General features: G+C 72.1%; 17 protein-coding genes and 1 riboswitch. Of the genes, 4 read left to right on the top strand and 13 right to left on the bottom strand.

The window, feature by feature from the left end; genetic code table 11:
• Positions 1-17 precede the first annotated feature (17 nt).
• Genes ligA through RIM90_RS06425 form a run of 5 tightly spaced genes read right to left on the bottom strand, consistent with a single transcriptional unit; the run spans position 18 to position 5,323 of the window.
• Positions 18-2,213: an NAD-dependent DNA ligase LigA gene (ligA, locus tag RIM90_RS06445; protein ID WP_309059591.1), complete on the bottom strand. Its 2,196-nt coding sequence runs from the start codon at positions 2,211-2,213 to the stop codon at positions 18-20.
• 14 nt (positions 2,214-2,227) lie between these two features.
• Complete coding sequence (locus tag RIM90_RS06440; RefSeq protein WP_309059590.1) at positions 2,228-3,235, bottom strand: methionine synthase; 1,008 nt, start codon at positions 3,233-3,235, stop codon at positions 2,228-2,230.
• 31 nt (positions 3,236-3,266) lie between these two features.
• Positions 3,267-3,965 (bottom strand): SDR family oxidoreductase, encoded by a 699-nt coding sequence (locus RIM90_RS06435; RefSeq protein WP_309059589.1) that lies wholly within the window; start codon positions 3,963-3,965, stop codon positions 3,267-3,269.
• Positions 3,966-3,983: 18 nt separating this feature from the next.
• Positions 3,984-4,523 (bottom strand): TIGR00730 family Rossman fold protein, encoded by a 540-nt coding sequence (locus tag RIM90_RS06430; protein ID WP_309059588.1) that lies wholly within the window; start codon positions 4,521-4,523, stop codon positions 3,984-3,986.
• Positions 4,520-5,323 carry a class I SAM-dependent methyltransferase gene (locus tag RIM90_RS06425; RefSeq protein WP_309059587.1) on the bottom strand — a complete coding sequence of 268 codons (804 nt, stop codon included), beginning with the start codon at positions 5,321-5,323 and terminating at the stop codon, positions 4,520-4,522. The genes RIM90_RS06430 and RIM90_RS06425 overlap by 4 nt, the downstream gene beginning before the upstream one ends.
• A 74-nt stretch (positions 5,324-5,397) precedes the next feature.
• Between RIM90_RS06425 and RIM90_RS06420 the strand changes: the two genes are divergently transcribed.
• Positions 5,398-5,721, top strand: a complete 324-nt coding sequence (locus RIM90_RS06420; RefSeq protein WP_309059586.1) for a DUF427 domain-containing protein — start codon at positions 5,398-5,400, stop codon at positions 5,719-5,721.
• Between the two features lie 96 nt (positions 5,722-5,817).
• Positions 5,818-6,597 carry an alpha/beta hydrolase gene (locus RIM90_RS06415; RefSeq protein WP_309059585.1) on the top strand — a complete coding sequence of 260 codons (780 nt, stop codon included), beginning with the start codon at positions 5,818-5,820 and terminating at the stop codon, positions 6,595-6,597.
• A 28-nt stretch (positions 6,598-6,625) separates the two neighbouring features.
• On the opposite strand, the gene mnmA is transcribed toward RIM90_RS06415, so the two are convergent.
• The gene (gene mnmA / locus RIM90_RS06410) at positions 6,626-7,756 is read right to left on the bottom strand and encodes a tRNA 2-thiouridine(34) synthase MnmA (RefSeq protein ID WP_309059584.1); all 1,131 of its coding nucleotides are present in this window, start codon (positions 7,754-7,756) and stop codon (positions 6,626-6,628) included.
• A gap of 60 nt (positions 7,757-7,816) precedes the next feature.
• Here mnmA and RIM90_RS06405 point away from each other — a divergent pair, with 60 nt between their 5' ends.
• Entirely contained in the window at positions 7,817-8,488 is a 672-nt protein-coding gene (locus RIM90_RS06405; protein ID WP_309059623.1) for a peptidoglycan recognition family protein, read from the top strand.
• Positions 8,489-8,574: 86 nt separating this feature from the next.
• Positions 8,575-8,748: riboswitch (TPP riboswitch) on the top strand.
• A 34-nt stretch (positions 8,749-8,782) separates the two neighbouring features.
• On the opposite strand, the gene RIM90_RS06400 is transcribed toward RIM90_RS06405, so the two are convergent.
• From RIM90_RS06400 to RIM90_RS06390, 3 genes are all read right to left on the bottom strand, one after another.
• Complete coding sequence (locus RIM90_RS06400) at positions 8,783-9,952, bottom strand: cysteine desulfurase family protein (RefSeq protein ID WP_309059583.1); 1,170 nt, start codon at positions 9,950-9,952, stop codon at positions 8,783-8,785.
• 69 nt (positions 9,953-10,021) lie between these two features.
• Positions 10,022-10,288 (bottom strand): DUF4190 domain-containing protein, encoded by a 267-nt coding sequence (locus RIM90_RS06395; RefSeq protein WP_309059582.1) that lies wholly within the window; start codon positions 10,286-10,288, stop codon positions 10,022-10,024.
• Between the two features lie 55 nt (positions 10,289-10,343).
• Entirely contained in the window at positions 10,344-10,526 is a 183-nt protein-coding gene (locus RIM90_RS06390) for a hypothetical protein (protein WP_309059625.1), read from the bottom strand.
• 99 nt (positions 10,527-10,625) lie between these two features.
• Between RIM90_RS06390 and RIM90_RS06385 the strand changes: the two genes are divergently transcribed.
• On the top strand, positions 10,626-11,288 hold the full coding sequence (locus tag RIM90_RS06385) for a TetR family transcriptional regulator (RefSeq protein ID WP_309059581.1): 663 nt from the start codon (positions 10,626-10,628) through the stop codon (positions 11,286-11,288).
• Positions 11,289-11,358: 70 nt separating this feature from the next.
• Here the strand turns inward: RIM90_RS06385 and RIM90_RS06380 are convergent, their stop codons facing one another.
• The 4 genes from RIM90_RS06380 to RIM90_RS06365 form a co-directional block, all read right to left on the bottom strand.
• Positions 11,359-12,219 (bottom strand): thioesterase family protein, encoded by an 861-nt coding sequence (locus RIM90_RS06380; protein WP_309059580.1) that lies wholly within the window; start codon positions 12,217-12,219, stop codon positions 11,359-11,361.
• A gap of 111 nt (positions 12,220-12,330) precedes the next feature.
• On the bottom strand, positions 12,331-12,987 hold the full coding sequence (locus RIM90_RS06375) for a trimeric intracellular cation channel family protein (protein WP_309059579.1): 657 nt from the start codon (positions 12,985-12,987) through the stop codon (positions 12,331-12,333).
• A 122-nt stretch (positions 12,988-13,109) separates the two neighbouring features.
• Positions 13,110-14,363 carry an oligopeptide/dipeptide ABC transporter ATP-binding protein gene (locus RIM90_RS06370; RefSeq protein WP_309059578.1) on the bottom strand — a complete coding sequence of 418 codons (1,254 nt, stop codon included), beginning with the start codon at positions 14,361-14,363 and terminating at the stop codon, positions 13,110-13,112.
• On the bottom strand, positions 14,360-15,336 hold a 977-nt coding region (locus tag RIM90_RS06365), incomplete at its 5' end, for an ABC transporter ATP-binding protein (RefSeq protein ID WP_309059577.1). The genes RIM90_RS06370 and RIM90_RS06365, both read right to left, overlap by 4 nt.

The raw sequence follows: 15,336 nt of genomic DNA, 5'->3' as shown, positions 1-15,336 counted from the left end.
AGGGCGGGCTTCAACCGCTACTCCTCGGCCGAAAGGGCGACCTCCGCCGCGGCCTCCGGTCCTTGCCCCAGAAGGACGTTGAAGCCTTCTTCGTTCAGAACCGGCACCTTGAGCTGCATCGCTTTGTCATATTTCGACCCGGGGTTGTCACCCACGACGACGAATGACGTCTTCTTCGAGACCGAACCGGTCACCTTCGCTCCCCGGCTCTGCAGCGCCTCCTTTGCGCCATCCCGGGTGAAATGCTCCAGGGTGCCGGTCACGACGACGGTGAGCCCTTCCAGCGGACGCGGGCCCTCGTCCTCTCCGGACCCCTCGTCCTCCATGCGGACACCGGCCGCCTTCCACTTGCGGATGATCTCGCGGTGCCAGTCCTCGGCGAACCATTCCCTGAGCGAGGCGGCGATGGTCGGGCCGACGCCCTCGGTGTTCGCCAACTCCTCCTCGCCGGCCTGCTCGATGCGGTCGATCGAGCGGAACTCACGGGCCAGCGCCTCGGCGGCGACCGGACCGACGTGACGGATCGACAGGCCGGTGAGGACACGGGCGAGCGGGCGCTGCTTGGCGGCCTCGATGTTCTTGAGCATCGCCAGCGCGTTCTTCCTCGGCCCGCCCTCCTGGTTGGCGAAGACCGTGGCGACCTTCTCCTCCCCGGTCTTCGGGTCGCGCTTGGGCAGACCGCTGTCCTGGTCCAGCACGTACGCCTTGATGGGCAGCAGTTGCTCGATGGTGAGGTCGAACAGGTCGCCCTCGTCCTTCAGCGGCGGGTCCTCGGGCTCCAGCGGCTTGGTGAGAGCGGCGGCGGCGACATAGCCGAAGTGCTCGATGTCCAGCGCCTTGCGGCCGGCGAGGTAGAACAGGCGCTCCCGCAACTGGGCGGGGCAGGTGCGGGCGTTCGGGCAGCGCAGGTCGACGTCGCCCTCCTTCATCGGCCTCAGCGGCGTACCGCACTCCGGGCACTCGCCCGGCATCACGAACGCGCGCTCGCTGCCGTCGCGCAGGTCGGCGACCGGTCCGAGGATCTCCGGGATCACGTCACCGGCCTTGCGCAGCACCACCGTGTCGCCGATGAGGATGCCCTTGGCCTTGACCACGTCCTGGTTGTGCAGCGTGGCGAACTCGACCTCGGATCCGGCCACCGTGACCGGTTCGACCTGGGCGTACGGCGTGACCCTGCCCGTACGGCCCACGCCCACGCGGATGTCGACCAGCTTGGTGTTGACCTCCTCGGGCGCGTACTTGTACGCGATGGCCCAGCGCGGGGCGCGCGCCGTGGAGCCCAGGCGGCCCTGGAGGCGGATCTCGTCGAGCTTGACGACGACACCGTCGATCTCGTGTTCCACGGAGTGGCGGTGCTCGCCGTGGTACGCGATGAACTCCCGTACGCCGTCGAGGTCGTCGACCACCCTGCTGTGCCGGGAGGTGGGCAGGCCCCAGGTCTTGAGCAGGTCGTACGCCTGGGAGAGGCGGGTCATGCCGTCGAAGCCCTCCAGGGCGCCGATGCCATGGACGACCATGTGCAGGGGGCGGGTGGCGGTGACCCTGGGGTCCTTCTGGCGCAGTGAACCGGCCGCCGCGTTGCGCGGGTTGGCGAAGGGCTTGTCACCGGCCTCGGTCAGGCGCTTGTTCAGCTCGTCGAACTTCTCCATCGGGAAGTAGACCTCGCCGCGGATCTCCACGAGGTCGGGCACCTCGTCGCCCTTCAGGCGGTCCGGGACCTCGGCGATGGTGCGGACGTTGGGCGTGATGTCCTCGCCGGTGCGGCCGTCGCCGCGGGTCGCCGCGCGGACGAGCCGGCCGCGCTCGTAGGTGAGGTTGACGGCGAGGCCGTCGACCTTCAGCTCGCACAGGAAGTGGTACGTCTGCTCGCCCAGTTCCTTGTGGATTCGCTCGGCCCAGGCGGCCAGCTCCTCGTCGTTGAAGGTGTTGTCGAGGGAGAGCATGCGCGAGCGGTGCTCGACGGCCGTGAACTCCGTCTCGTAGGAACCGGCGACCTTCTGGGTCGGCGACTCCGGGGTGCGCAGCTCCGGGTGCTTCTCCTCCAGCGCCTCCAGCTCGCGCAGCAGCCGGTCGAACTCGGCGTCGCTGATGACGGGGGCGTCCTTCACGTAGTACCGGAAGCGGTGCTCCTCGATCTGCTCAGCGAGCTGTGCGTGCTTCTCCCGTGCCTCGGCGGGCACGCTCGTCGTCTCCGCCTGCTGGTCGCCGGCCACCGTGTGTCCTCCCGTTACTCAGGGTTGTCCGCGAGGGATCTCGCCGCCCGGACGCAGTGGGCGTAGGCCGTGCGCGCGTACTCCGGGGAGGCCCCCGCGAGCCCGCACGCCGGGGTGACCGTGACCGTCTCCGGGAGAAGCCCCGGCCGCAGCCCCAGCCTGCGCCACAGCGTCCTGACACCCATGACGCTACCGGCAGGGTCTGACAACGGACCGTCCGTGCCCGGGACGACACCGGCGAACAGCCGGGTGCCGCTCTCCACCGCTTCCCCGATCGCCTCGTCGTCACGCTCGGTGAGGAGGGAGAAGTCGAACGAGACCGCCGCCGCGCCCGCCCGGCGCAGCAGGGCGAACGGGACGTCCGGTGCGCACGAGTGGACCACGACGGGCCCGCCGTCGTGCGCCCCGACGACGTCCCGGAGCGTGGCCTCGACGACCTGCCGGTCCACCGCGCGGTGGGTGCGGTAGCCGCTGGCGGTCCTCACCCGTCCGCGCAGGACGGCGGTGAGGGAGGGCTCGTCGAGCTGGAGGACGAGCCGCGCGCCGGGCACGCGCCGCCGCACCTCGGCGAGGTGCAGACGCAGCCCTTCGGCAAGGGAGGCGGCGAGGTCGCGGCAGGCGCCGGGGTCGGACAGGGCGGCCTCGCCGTTCCTCAGTTCGAGGCCCGCGGCGAGCGTCCACGGCCCGACCGCCTGCACCTTCAGCGGCCCCTGGTACTCCTGCGTGAACTCCTCCAGCGCGTCGAGGTCCTCGCCGAGCCAGGAGCGGGCCCGCTTGGTGTCCCGCCCCGGCCGGTCCCCGATCCGCCAGCCGCTGGGCTCCACGCGCGCGTACAGCTCGACGAGCATCCCGGCGGTCCGCCCGATCATGTCCGCGCCGGGCCCTCGCGCGGGCAGTTCGGGCAGGAACGGGAAGTCCTCGAAGCTCCCGGTGACGGTCTTGGCGGCCTCGCGGGCGTCCCCGCCCGGCATGGACCCGACCCCGGTGGCGGGTCCGAACCTGAACTGGCTGTTTTCGCTCACCCGTAGAGCCTACGGAACGATTCCGCCGGGTTCAGCGCCCCGGTCGCACCGTCAGGTCGTTGACCTCCGCGTCCCGGGGCAGGTCCAGGGCCATCAGGATGGCCGTGGCGACCGACTCGGGGTCGATCCACCTGCCGGGGTCGTACTCCTTGCCCTCCTGCCGGTGGACCTTGGCCTGCATGGGGCTCGCGGTGCGGCCGGGGTAGACGGAGGTGACGCGGACGCCGTTCGCGTGCTCCTCGTGGCGCAGGGAGTCGGCGAGGGCCTTCAGGCCGTGCTTGGAGGCCGCGTACGCGGACCAGTCGGCGTGGGCGTTCAGACCGGCACCGGAGTTGACGAAGACCACGTGGCCGCGGCTCGCGCGGAGCTGGGGCAGGAAGTGCCGGGTCAGCTCGGCGGGGGCGATCAGGTTGACGTCGATCTGGTGGCGCCAGGTCTTCGGGGTGAGCTCGCCGACCGGACCGAGCTCCACCACGCCGGCGATGTGCAGCAGGGAGTCGACCCGGTCCGGGAGCGACTGGTGGGAGAAGGCCCAGCTGAGCCGGTCGGGGTCCGCCAGGTCGCCGACGAGCGTCCTGGAGCCGGGGAACTCGGCCGCCAGCTCCTTCGCGCGGCCCGCGTCGCGCGCGTGCAGCACGAGGACGTCCCCCCGCGCGTGCAGACGGCGGGCGACGGCCGCGCCGATGCCGGAGCCGGCCCCGGTGATCACATGTGTAGCCATACCCGCCATGCTCGCATCACCGCGCGCTCACGCCACGCCGCGGGTCTCCTCCAGGTACGCCAGCGCCCCCACCGGCTCCTCGGCGAAGAACACCAGGTCGGACAGTGGGCGGGGCAGGAAGCCCTCGTCCTCCATGCGGCGGAACTGCTCCTTGAGCCCGTCGTAGAAGCCCGCCGTGTTGAGCAGGACCACCGGCTTGTCGGTGTGCCCGTGCTTCTTCAGCTCCAGGATCTCGGTCGCCTCGTCGAGGGTGCCGGTGCCGCCCACCATGATCACCACGGCGTCGGCCTTCTCCAGCAGCAGCCTCTTGCGCTCGGCGAGGTCCTTCGCGATCACCATCTCGTCGACGCCGTCGCGTGCCTTCGCCGCGAGGAACTCCACCGAGACGCCGCAGAGCCTGCCGCCCGCCTCCTGCACCCCGTCGGCGACGACCTTCATCAGGCCGACGTCCGAGCCGCCCCAGACGAGCGTGTGCCCGCCCTTGCCCAGCAGCCGCGCGAACTCCCGCGCGGGGCGTGTGTAGCGTTCGTCGAGGTCGGCGGCGGAGAGAAAGACGCAGATGTTCACGGACCCACAGTACGGGCCCGGTCGGGCATCGCGGTCAGCCGGATCTTCGACTGCCGGTGCGGCAGCTCCTCCCAGTCGTCCATGAACCGCGCCGACAGCCCGTACCTGGCGGCCAGTCCGACGAGCGTCTCCGTCCGGTAGTAGAAGTCCTCGTGCAGCACCTGGTGCTCCTCGCCCTCCGTGCGGTCGAAGGTGAAGTCGAAGAACCCGCCCGGCGCGAGCACTCTGCCGACGTGCGCGAAGCATTCCTCTATGACGTGCCGGGGCGAGTGCGAGAAGACGCTGTGCGCGTGCACGACGTCGAAGTGGCCGTCGGGCAGGAAGGCGAGGGTCAGGTCGTTCGCGAGCGTCAGGTGGGGCAGCTTGGCCTGGAGTCCCTCGCGGACGAGGGTGTCCTGGGCGGCGAGCAGGATGTGCGGCGAGATGTCGATGCCGTAGTAGTGGCCGGGCTCCAGGTGGTCGATGAACAGGCGGCCCGCGCGGAGGTTGCCGCAGCCGATCTCCAGCATCCGGTGGTGCGGTTTCAGACCGTGCCGCACCAGATAGTCGAACTGCATCCGGCCGATCCTGGCCCACTGCTCGCGCGAGGGGTTGTGGCCCACCGCGGCCTCGGCGCTGCGGGCGGCGTCGGAGGCCATCACCGCGCGGTAGTAGGCGATGTGGTCGCGGTGGAGCAGCCGCAGCCAGGCGTCCCGCAGGGCGCGCCGCGCGTGGGCGGGGACGCGCTCCGGGTGGCGCAGGGCGTAGCGGACCCGGTAGGCGAGGCCGGCGCGGTTCCTGCCGGGCTCCTTGGCTCCCATGGGACCTCCTCGGGAAGAACTCCGCTTCAGCGTGCGCTGTAACCGGTGAGTCGGCTACCCGAGGAGGGACGATCGTGACGGTCGGGCATCGGATCACCATCGAGGAGAGCGGACGGCACGTGCGCGTGGTGCACGGCGAGCAGGTGCTGGCCCGGAGCGACCGGGCGCTGGTGCTGCGCGAGACGGGCTGTCCCCCGCGGTACTACATCCCGCCGGAGGACGTACGGCTCGACCTGCTGACGCCCTCCGGGACGCGCACGCACTGCCCCTTCAAGGGCACCGCGTCCTACTGGTCGCTGCCCGACGCGGCCGACCTGGTCTGGGCGTACCCGGATCCGAAGCCGGACGTCGCGCAGATCAAGGACCACCTCTGCTTCTACGAGGTGGAAGTGCGGTGAGCGCGTAGGGGGCGGCCGCGGAGAAGAGGGTGCGATCGGCGGACGCGCCGTCCGCCTCACCGACGAAGTCCGTGCCGTGCGGCAGTCTGGTCCGACATGGACAAGAACATCCTTTCGCGCGACGGCACCTCCCTCGGGTACGAGAGCGCCGGACGGGGTCCCGTGGTCGTCCTCGTCAGCGGCGCGATGTCGACGGGTGCCACGGTGGCGCCGCTGGCCGCGCCGCTCTCGGAGCGGTTCCGGGTCGTCGTGTACGACCGCCGGGGCCGCGGTACGAGCGGGGACACCGCGCCGTACGCGGTGGAGCGCGAGGTCGAGGACCTGGCGGCGCTGATCGAGGCGGTGGGCGGCGAGGCGTCGCTGTACGGCGTCTCCTCGGGCGGCGCGCTGGCGCTCAGGGCGGCGGCGAGCGGGCTGCCGGTGCGCCACGCCGCCGTGTACGAGACGCCGTACGCGATGTCCGAGGACGATCTGAGGGAGCGCGCGCGGTACACCGAGCGGCTGACGGCGGCGCTGGCCGAGGGGCGGCGCGGGGACGCGGTGGAGCTCTTCCTGCGGCTGACCGGACTGGGCGAGGCGGTGATCCAGGGCGCCCGGCAGTCCCCCCTGTGGGCCGGGATGGAGTCCCTCGCCCCGAGCCTCGCGTACGACGACGCCGTGATGGGCGACGGGAGCGTCCCCCGGGAGCTGCTGTCGTCGATCCGCGTGCCGGTGCTGGCGATCGCGGGCGATCAGAGCCCGGCGTGGATGCGCGAGGCCGCGCGGGCGATCGCGGACGCGGTCCCCCGGGGCGCGTACCGCACCCTGGAGGGCCAGACCCACATGGTCGAACCGGACGTCCTGGCGCCGGTGCTGGCGGAGTTCTTCGCGCGGTGAGCGGGTGCCGGGCGGGCCCCGGCCGGTCTCAGGCCACGCCGGCCGTCGCGCGCACCGTCGACGCGATCGTCGCCGAGCCGACCACGCGCGTGCCGTCGTACAGCACGATCGCCTGGCCGGGCGCGACGCCGCGGACGGGCTCGGTGAAGCGGACCCGGAGCTCGTCGCCGACGAGTTCCGCCGTCACCTCGCTCTCGCCGCCGTGGGCGCGCAGCTGGGCGGTGTAGGTGCCGGGGCCGGCCGGGGCGGCGCCGCACCAGCGGGGCCTGATCGCGGTCAGGGCGCTGACGTCCAGGGAGGCCGCCGGGCCGACGGTGACCGTGTTGGTCACCGGGGAGATGTCGAGGACGTAGCGCGGCTTGCCGTCGGGGGCGGGGGTGCCGATCCTCAGGCCCTTGCGCTGGCCGATGGTGAAGCCGTACGCGCCCTCGTGCGTGCCGACCTTGGCGCCCGACTCGTCGACGATGTCGCCCTCCGCCCTGCCGAGGCGGTTCGCGAGGAAGCCCTGGGTGTCGCCGTCGGCGATGAAGCAGATGTCGTGCGAGTCGGGCTTCTTGGCGACGGCGAGTCCGCGGCGCTCCGCCTCCGCGCGGATCTCCTCCTTGGTGGTGACCGTGTCGCCGAGCGGGAACATCGCGTGGGCGAGCTGACGGTCGTCCAGCACGCCGAGGACGTAACTCTGGTCCTTGGCCATGTCGGAGGCGCGGTGCAGCTCGCGCGTGCCGTCCTCGCGCAGGACCACCTTGGCGTAGTGGCCGGTGCAGACGGCGTCGAAGCCGAGCGCGAGCGCCTTGTCCAGCAGCGCGGCGAACTTGATCTTCTCGTTGCAGCGCAGGCAGGGGTTCGGGGTGCGGCCGGCCTCGTACTCGGCGACGAAGTCCTCGACGACGTCCTCGCGGAAGCGGTCGGCGAGGTCCCACACGTAGAACGGGATGCCGATGACGTCGGCGGCACGGCGGGCGTCGCGCGAGTCCTCGATGGTGCAACAGCCCCGCGCGCCGGTACGGAACGACTGCGGGTTCGCGGAGAGCGCGAGGTGGACGCCGGTCACGTCGTGGCCCGCCTCGGCCGCGCGGGCGGCGGCAACGGCGGAGTCGACCCCGCCGGACATGGCGGCCAGGACGCGGAGGGGGCGGGAGGGCTGCGGGGTGTGAGTCATAACCCCTCCAGAGTACGGGGGCGCGGGAACCGGAGCCGCCGCATGTGCGTTGAAGATCGCATGGGGGCGAGAAAAGCATCCGCGGGCAAGGACGGGGACCGGCGCATCGGGCGGCGGGCCCTGATCGTGGGCGGGGTGGCGGCCGCGGCGGGCACGGCGGTGCTGGCCCGGGACGAGCTGGGGCGTCTGTGGTGGCGCGTGCCGGGGGTGGAGAAGCCGCGCGAGCAGGGCGCGGTGGACTTCGCGGACGCGCGCTGGGTGGCGGCCTCGGACGCCAACTGGCGCCGCGCGGACCGGCCCGACGACTACGGCATCGACATGGTGATCGTCCATGTCACCCAGGGCAGCTTCGACAGCGCGGTGAGGGCGTTCCAGGACCCGGGGCACAAGGCGGCCACGCACTACATCGTCGGCCAGGACGGACGCGTCACGCAGATGATCCGCGAGCTGGACGTGGCGTACCACGCGGGCGACCGCGACTACAACGAGCGCAGCGTCGGCATCGAGCACGAGGGGTTCGTGGACCGGCCGCAGGACTTCACGGACGAGATGTACGAGGCCTCGGCGCGGCTCACGGCCCGGATATGCGCGCGGTACGACATCCCGGTCGACCGGGAGCACATCATCGGCCACGTCGAGGTGCCGGGCACGGACCACACCGACCCGGGCCCGCACTGGGACTGGGACCGCTACATGAGGCTCGTACGTCGGGCGCGCACGGGGACGGTCTGAGACCACCGCTCCGAAAGTCCGGACGAAAAAACACCATCCACCCCCTTCCATTTCGAAAGGGGCGTTCTATTCTGAAAACAGGCCTACGGGACGAGTGAGGGAGTTCGACCGGAGTAGCCGACTTCGGCGAGAAGTTTCGACTTCCGCTGGTGCCGACGTCGACGGTCGGGCTGAGAGGCCGGAAGGTCACACGACCGGAAGGCGACCCCTAGTCACCTGATCCGGGTCATACCGGCGAAGGGAACCCGTCTCGTAGGTCATCGTCGTGTCCGGGGGAAGCCGGACCTCCCGACCTCAGGTCAGCCCCGCCGCCCGGGCCCGCTCCACCGCCGGGCCGATGGCCTTGGCCAGGGCTTCCACATCGGCCTCCGTGGACGTGTGGCCGAGGGAGAAGCGGAGGGTGCCGCGGGCCAGGTCGGGGTCGGTACCGGTGGCCAGCAGCACGTGGCTGGGCTGGGCGACGCCGGCGGTGCAGGCGGAGCCGGTGGAGCACTCGATCCCCTGGGCGTCGAGCAGCAGGAGCAGGGAGTCGCCCTCGCAGCCGGGGAAGGTGAAGTGCGCGTTGGCCGGAAGCCGCCCCCCGGGCGCGGGGTCACCGCCGAGGACGGCGTCCGGGACGGCCTCGCGGACCGCGGCGACCAGGGCGTCGCGCAGGGCGCCGATCTCGCGGGCGAACCACTCCCGCTGCTCGGCGGCCAGCCGCCCGGCGACGGCGAAGGAGGCGATCGCGGGCACGTCCAGCGTGCCGGAGCGGACGTGGCGCTCCTGACCGCCGCCGTGCAGGACGGGCACGGGGGTGTGCTCCCGGCCCAGGACCAGCGCGCCGATGCCGTACGGGCCGCCGATCTTGTGGCCGGACACGGTCATCGCGGCGAGCCCGGACGCGGCGAAGTCGACGGGCACCTGGCCGAAGGCCTGGACCGCGTCGGAGTGCAGCGGAATCCCGAACTCGGCGGCGGCCTCGGCGAGTTCGCGGACCGGCAGGATCGTTCCGATCTCGTTGTTGGCCCACATGACCGTGGCGAGGGCGACGTCGTCGGGGTTGCGGGCGATGGCCTCGCGCAGGGCGTCCGGGTGGACCCGGCCGTGGGAGTCGACCGGCAGGTACTCGACGGTGGCGCCCTCGTGCTCGGCGAGCCAGTGGACGGCGTCGAGGACGGCGTGGTGCTCGACGGGGCTGGCGAGGACCCGGGTGCGGGCCGGATCCGCGTCGCGGCGGGACCAGTACAGGCCCTTCACGGCGAGGTTGTCGGCCTCGGTGCCGCCGGAGGTGAAGACCACTTCGCTGGGGCGGGCGCCGAGGGCCTCGGCGAGGGTTTCGCGGGCCTCCTCGACGGTGCGGCGGGCCCGGCGGCCGGCCGCGTGGAGGGAGGAGGCGTTGCCGGTGACGCCCAGGTGCGCGGTGAGTGCCTCGACTGCCTCGGGAAGCATCGGGGTGGTCGCGGCGTGGTCGAGGTAAGCCATGGTGGGGCCGATTCTACGGGCCCCGGCGCACCGGCTCCGGGTCGAGGTCGGCCGGGACGCGACGCCGGCTCACAGGCTCCACGAGATCGTGTGGTCCGCCTGGACGAACGCCGCCAGGACCAGCAGGTCGGCGACGCCGAGGCCGAGCCCCAGGAGGGCGCGGCCGCGCCGGGCGGTGCCCCGCCACAGGGCCGTGCCCGCCAGCACGATGGCGATCGGGCCGAGGAGGACGTTGAGGACGAGCAGACCCAGCAGGCCCAGGACGAACGACGCGACGGCCATGCCGTCGGCGTCCCGGAAACCGGTGCGGCGGTTCGCCGGTGCGATGAGCTGCATGGTGATCGACTCCCACGGTCGGGGCGGCCGGACGGAGGGGCGGTCCTGCGGAAGGTCAGCGCGCCGAGGTGCCGCGGCCGCGGCCGTGGCGCTCGCGCAGGGCGAAGACACCGAGCCAGACGGCGATGACGGCGCCCGCGGCGACGGAGAAGGAGAGCGGCGCGTGGGCCACGGTGCCCAGGAGCACGCCGAGCAGCAGAAGGGCGGCGACGAGGAACAGCACGAGTCGGATCCCCACGTTTCGGTGAACGATTGCAGTTACAGTTGTTCACTGACTTTCCAGTCTAACTCCGGTCGTGCCTTTCCCCTCCCGGAGAACAGTTGTTGACTGCATGGCATGAGTCACACCCTCGGCGCCCGGCAGGCCCAGAAGCAGAAGACCCGGCGGGCGCTCCTCGACGCGGCCCTGGAACTGCTCGAGGGGCAGAGCCTGAGCAGCCTGGGCCTGCGTGAGGTCACCCGTGCCGCGGGGGTCGCCCCGACCGCCTTCTACCGGCACTTCCGCTCCACCGCGGACCTGGGTGTGGCACTGGTCGAGGAGGCGCTGGGCAGCCTGCACCCGATGATCAGGACGACGGTGTCCGCGGCCGGCGACAGCGAGGAACGCATCGCGCGCGCCGTCGGACTGATCGCCGGTCATGTGGACGCGTACCCCGCGCACGTCCGTTTCATCGCCCGGGAGCGGCACGGCGGGGTCCGGCCGGTCCGGGAGGCGGTACGCGAGCAACTCGCCCGGTTCGCCGGGGAGGTCGGGGAGGCTCTGGCCGGCGACCCGGTCTCCGCGGGCTGGAGCGAGGACGACCGGCTGATGCTGGCCCAGCTCTACGTGGACCAGATGCTCGTCACGGCCTCGCTCTTCCTGGAGGCGCTGGAGGCGGACGCGGACCCGCGGGAGCGGGAGCGGGTGACACGGCTGGCGACCCGTCAGCTGCGGCTGATCGGCATCGGCCGCCGGCACTGGCTCGACGGACCGGCCGGAGGCGGCCGCAGCGCCCCATGACGACGGCCGCCCCGCGCGCGGGGCGGCCGTCGTAGGGACTCGTCCGGGAGGCGGACCGAAGGCGTGCGGCTCAGCCCAGCCGCACGCGCGCGAGCTGGCGGGACTGGGCCACCAGCCGGTCGGCGCTGTCCCAGACCTCGGCGTCCTCCTCCAGGAAGCCGCCGGCCAGGTTGCGGGTGGTGACCGACACGCGCAGCGGGCCCGGCGCCGGACGGCAGCGCACGTGCACCGTCAGCTCCACGGTGGGAACCCAGCCGGAGAGCCCGAGCTCGAAGGCGGTCGGCGGCAGCGCGTCCACCGCGAGGAGCAGCGAGAACGGATCGGGGTCGCGGCCGTCGGCGAGCCCGAACCAGGCCCGCATCTCCCCCTTGCCGGAGGGCTGTCCGAGCGCCCAGCCCAGGGTCGACGGGTCGAGCTTGAGCATCAGCCGGCCGGCGATGGCGGAGCTGCCGTCGACCGGGGCGGGTCCGTCCTCGGGGCCGAAGCACTGCTCCATCGGCGGGATCACGGGCGGCTCGGCCGTCGTACGGACGTCGTCGGGGAGGGAGTCCAGGTCGCCGTAGGAGGCGAGGACGCGGATGCGCTCGACCTCCTGGCCGCGCTCGTCCCGCTGGAACAGGGACGCCTGGCCGGTCGACAGGGTCCGTCCGGTGCGCACGGTCTGGGTGCGGACGACCGCGGGGCCGGGCTGGGAGGCGGTCAGGTAGTGCGCGGAGATGGTGAACGGGTCGGGGTGCGGCAGGGCGTCCGCGAGCGCGCGGCCCAGGACGGCCAGCAGATAGCCGCCGTTGACGGCGTTGATGATCGTCCAGCCGGCGGAGAGGTCGATGTCGTAGACGCCGGGCGCGCGCGGTGTCACCGCGGTGTCGCGGTCGAACTCACTGGCGCCGATCGTGGCCCGGGTGGCCGGGGCGGAGGCTGCTTCTGGCATGGCTGAACAGTACAAGAAGCAATTACTAAGCGGTAGCTTTTGGCTCGACGCCCAGATGGAATCCGCGTGACGTCCCGGTGCGCGCGTGCCGCGGTCCCGCCCCTTCCCGCACTACTCCTCCCGGACCGTCGAACGCCGGTGCCAGGCGCGAGGCGCCCGCCAGTGGTAGCGCATCGCGAGCAGCCGCAGCACGAAGGCCGTGACCGCGGCGAGGCTGCTGGTCGTCGCGTTCAGCACGTCGTAGCGGAGGCACAGCGCGACCATGACGGCGCCGGCCATGGCCGGGACCGCGTACAGGTCACGGTCCCAGCGCAGCAGCGAGGGCACCTCGTTGGCGAGCACGTCGCGCAGCACGCCGCCGCCCACCGCGGTGGCCAGGCCCAGACAGGCGGAGGCGGTCAGGCCGAGCCCGTAGTCGTACGCCTTGGTCGTGCCGACGACGCAGAACAGGCCGAGGCCGGCCGCGTCGAAGACGTTGACGGCGGTCTGGATGCGCTCCACGTGCGGATGGAGGAAGAAGACCAGGGCCGTCGCCAGCAGCGGGGTGACGAAGTACCCCAGGTCCGTGAAGGCGGCGGGCGGTACGGCACCGATGACCAGGTCGCGGAAGAGGCCTCCGCCCAGGCCGGTGACCTCGGCGAGCACGGCCATGCCGAAGACGTCGAAGTTCTTGCGCACGCCCAGCAGGGCACCGGAGATCGCGAAGACGAAGATGCCGATCAGGTCGAGTGCGTGCAGGACGGACGGGCTGAACAGTTGCTGGAGCACCCTTACATTCTTACTCAGCAAGAACCCCTCGCCTTACAAAACAAGGCGAGGGGTGATGAGGGCTTGCTGTCCTCGGACCGATCAGCGGAGCCGCCCGAAGACCCGAGAAGTACGGCGGTCCGTCAGCCGGTCCCGCCCGAACCCTTGCCGGACGCATCCGGCGCCGCGGCGTCGAGGTCCTTCGCCGCGGCATCGGCCGTCCGGTCGTTCGGGGCCTCGGCCGCTGTCGGCACCTTCTCCTTGACCACCGCGGCGTCCGGCTTGGTCGTCGAGTCGGCCGGCAGGAGTGCGGCGGGAACCTCCGCCTCGCCCCCGGTCCGCCCGGCCTCCACGCCTTCGCTTGCCGTGACGGCCTCGATGCCCGTGGGCCGGGTCCGCGCCAGCTCTCCCGACCGGATCTCGTCGGCGTAGTGGCAGGCCACCCGGTGGCCGCCGCCGACGTCCCGCAGTTCCGGCCGTTCGGTCGAGCACCGCTCGGCCTGGGCCCAGGGGCAGCGGGTGTGGAAACGGCAGCCGGTGGGCGGGTTCGCCGGGGAGGGCAGGTCGCCGGTGAGCAGGATGCGCTCGCGACGGTCCTCCACCTCCGGGTCCGGCACCGGCACGGCCGACATCAGGGCCTTGGTGTACGGGTGGCGGGGCTCGGCGTACAGCGCGTCGCTCGGTGCCTCCTCGACCAGCGAGCCCAGGTACATCACACCGATCACGTCGGAGATGTGCCGGACCACCGCGAGGTCGTGGGCGATCACCACGTAGGTCAGGCCCAGCTCCTCCTGGAGCTCCTCCAGCAGGTTGATGACCTGGGCCTGGATGGACACGTCGAGCGCGGAGACCGGCTCGTCGCAGATGATCACGTCCGGTTCGAGGACGAGCGCGCGGGCGATGCCGATCCGCTGGCGCTGGCCGCCGGAGAACTCGTGCGGGTAGCGGGAGAGCGCGTTGGAGGGCAGGCCGACCCGTTCCAGGATCGCCTTGATCTTCTCCCGGCGCTCCTCCTGGTCCTTGCCGATGCCGTGGGCGACCATGCCCTCGGACAGGATCGACTCGATGTTCTGCCGGGGGTTGAGCGAGCCCAGCGGGTCCTGGAAGACCATCTGGAGCCGGCGCCGGAAGCGGCGCATCTCCTCGCCGGGCAGCTTCGCCAGGTCGGTGCCGTCGAGGACGACCGAACCCTCGGTGATGTCCACCAGCCGCAGCACCGACCGCCCCAGGGTGGTCTTGCCGCAGCCGGACTCGCCGACCAGGCCGTACGTCTCGCCGGCCTCGACCTTCAGCGACACCCCGTCCACGGCGTAGACGTGGCCGACCGTGCGGTCGAACAGGACGCCCTTCTTGATGGGGAAGTGGACCTTGACGCCGTCCAGTTCGAGCAGGCTCATGCGGGGACCTCCTCGGCCTTCGCGTCGTCGAGTACGGGGTTGACGCACCGCACCTGGTGACCGGCCGCGCGGGGCTCGGTGAGCTGCGGGGTGCCGGTCAGGCAGCCCATCTCGTACCGGTCGCAGCGGGGCGCGAAGGCGCAGCCGTCGGCCCAGGCGATGCGGTCGTTGATGGAGCCGCGGATGGGCTTGAGGGACTCGCCCCGGGGGGCATCCAGACGCGGGATGGAGCCCAGCAGTCCGTGCGCGTAGGGGTGGGTGGGGTGGGCGAACAGCTCGCGGCGCCCGGAGGACTCCACGACCTTGCCCGCGTAGAGCACGTTGACCTGGTCGCAGAGGCCGGCGACCACGCCGAGGTCGTGGGTGATCATCAGCAGGGCGGTGCCCTCCTGGTCCACGAGCTCCTTGAGCAGTTCCAGGATCTGCGCCTGGATCGTCACGTCGAGGGCCGTGGTGGGCTCGTCGGCGATGAGCAGGCTCGGGGCGCAGGCCACCGCCATGGCGATCAGCGCGCGCTGGCGCATGCCGCCGGAGAGCTGGTGCGGGTACTCCTTGAGCCGCCGGGTCGGGTCGGGGATGCCGACCCGGTCCAGCAGGTGGGCGGCCTCCTTGCGGGCGGCCTCGCCCTTCAGCCCGCGGTGGCGTTCGAGGATCTCGGTGACCTGCACGCCGACCGGCACGACCGGGTTGAGGGAGGACAGCGGGTCCTGGAAGATCATCGCCATCCTGCTGCCGCGCAGGTCGCGGCGGGCGGACGGGCTCATGGTGAACAGGTCCGTGCCGTCGAATTCGGCACGGCCGCCGACCGTGACGCCCTTGTGGGGCAGCAGGCCCATCAGGGCCAGGGAGGTGACGGACTTCCCGCAGCCGGACTCGCCGACCAGGCCCACGACCTGGCCCTGGTCGACCTCGAAGGAGACGCCGTCGACCGCCCGGGACTCCTTGCGGCCGCGGCCGCCGAAGGTGACGGTCA

This window comes from Streptomyces sp. (assembly GCF_031181555.1).
Lineage (GTDB): Bacteria > Actinomycetota > Actinomycetes > Streptomycetales > Streptomycetaceae > Streptomyces > Streptomyces fimbriatus.
This window is presented reverse-complemented; position numbering and strand designations above follow the sequence as displayed.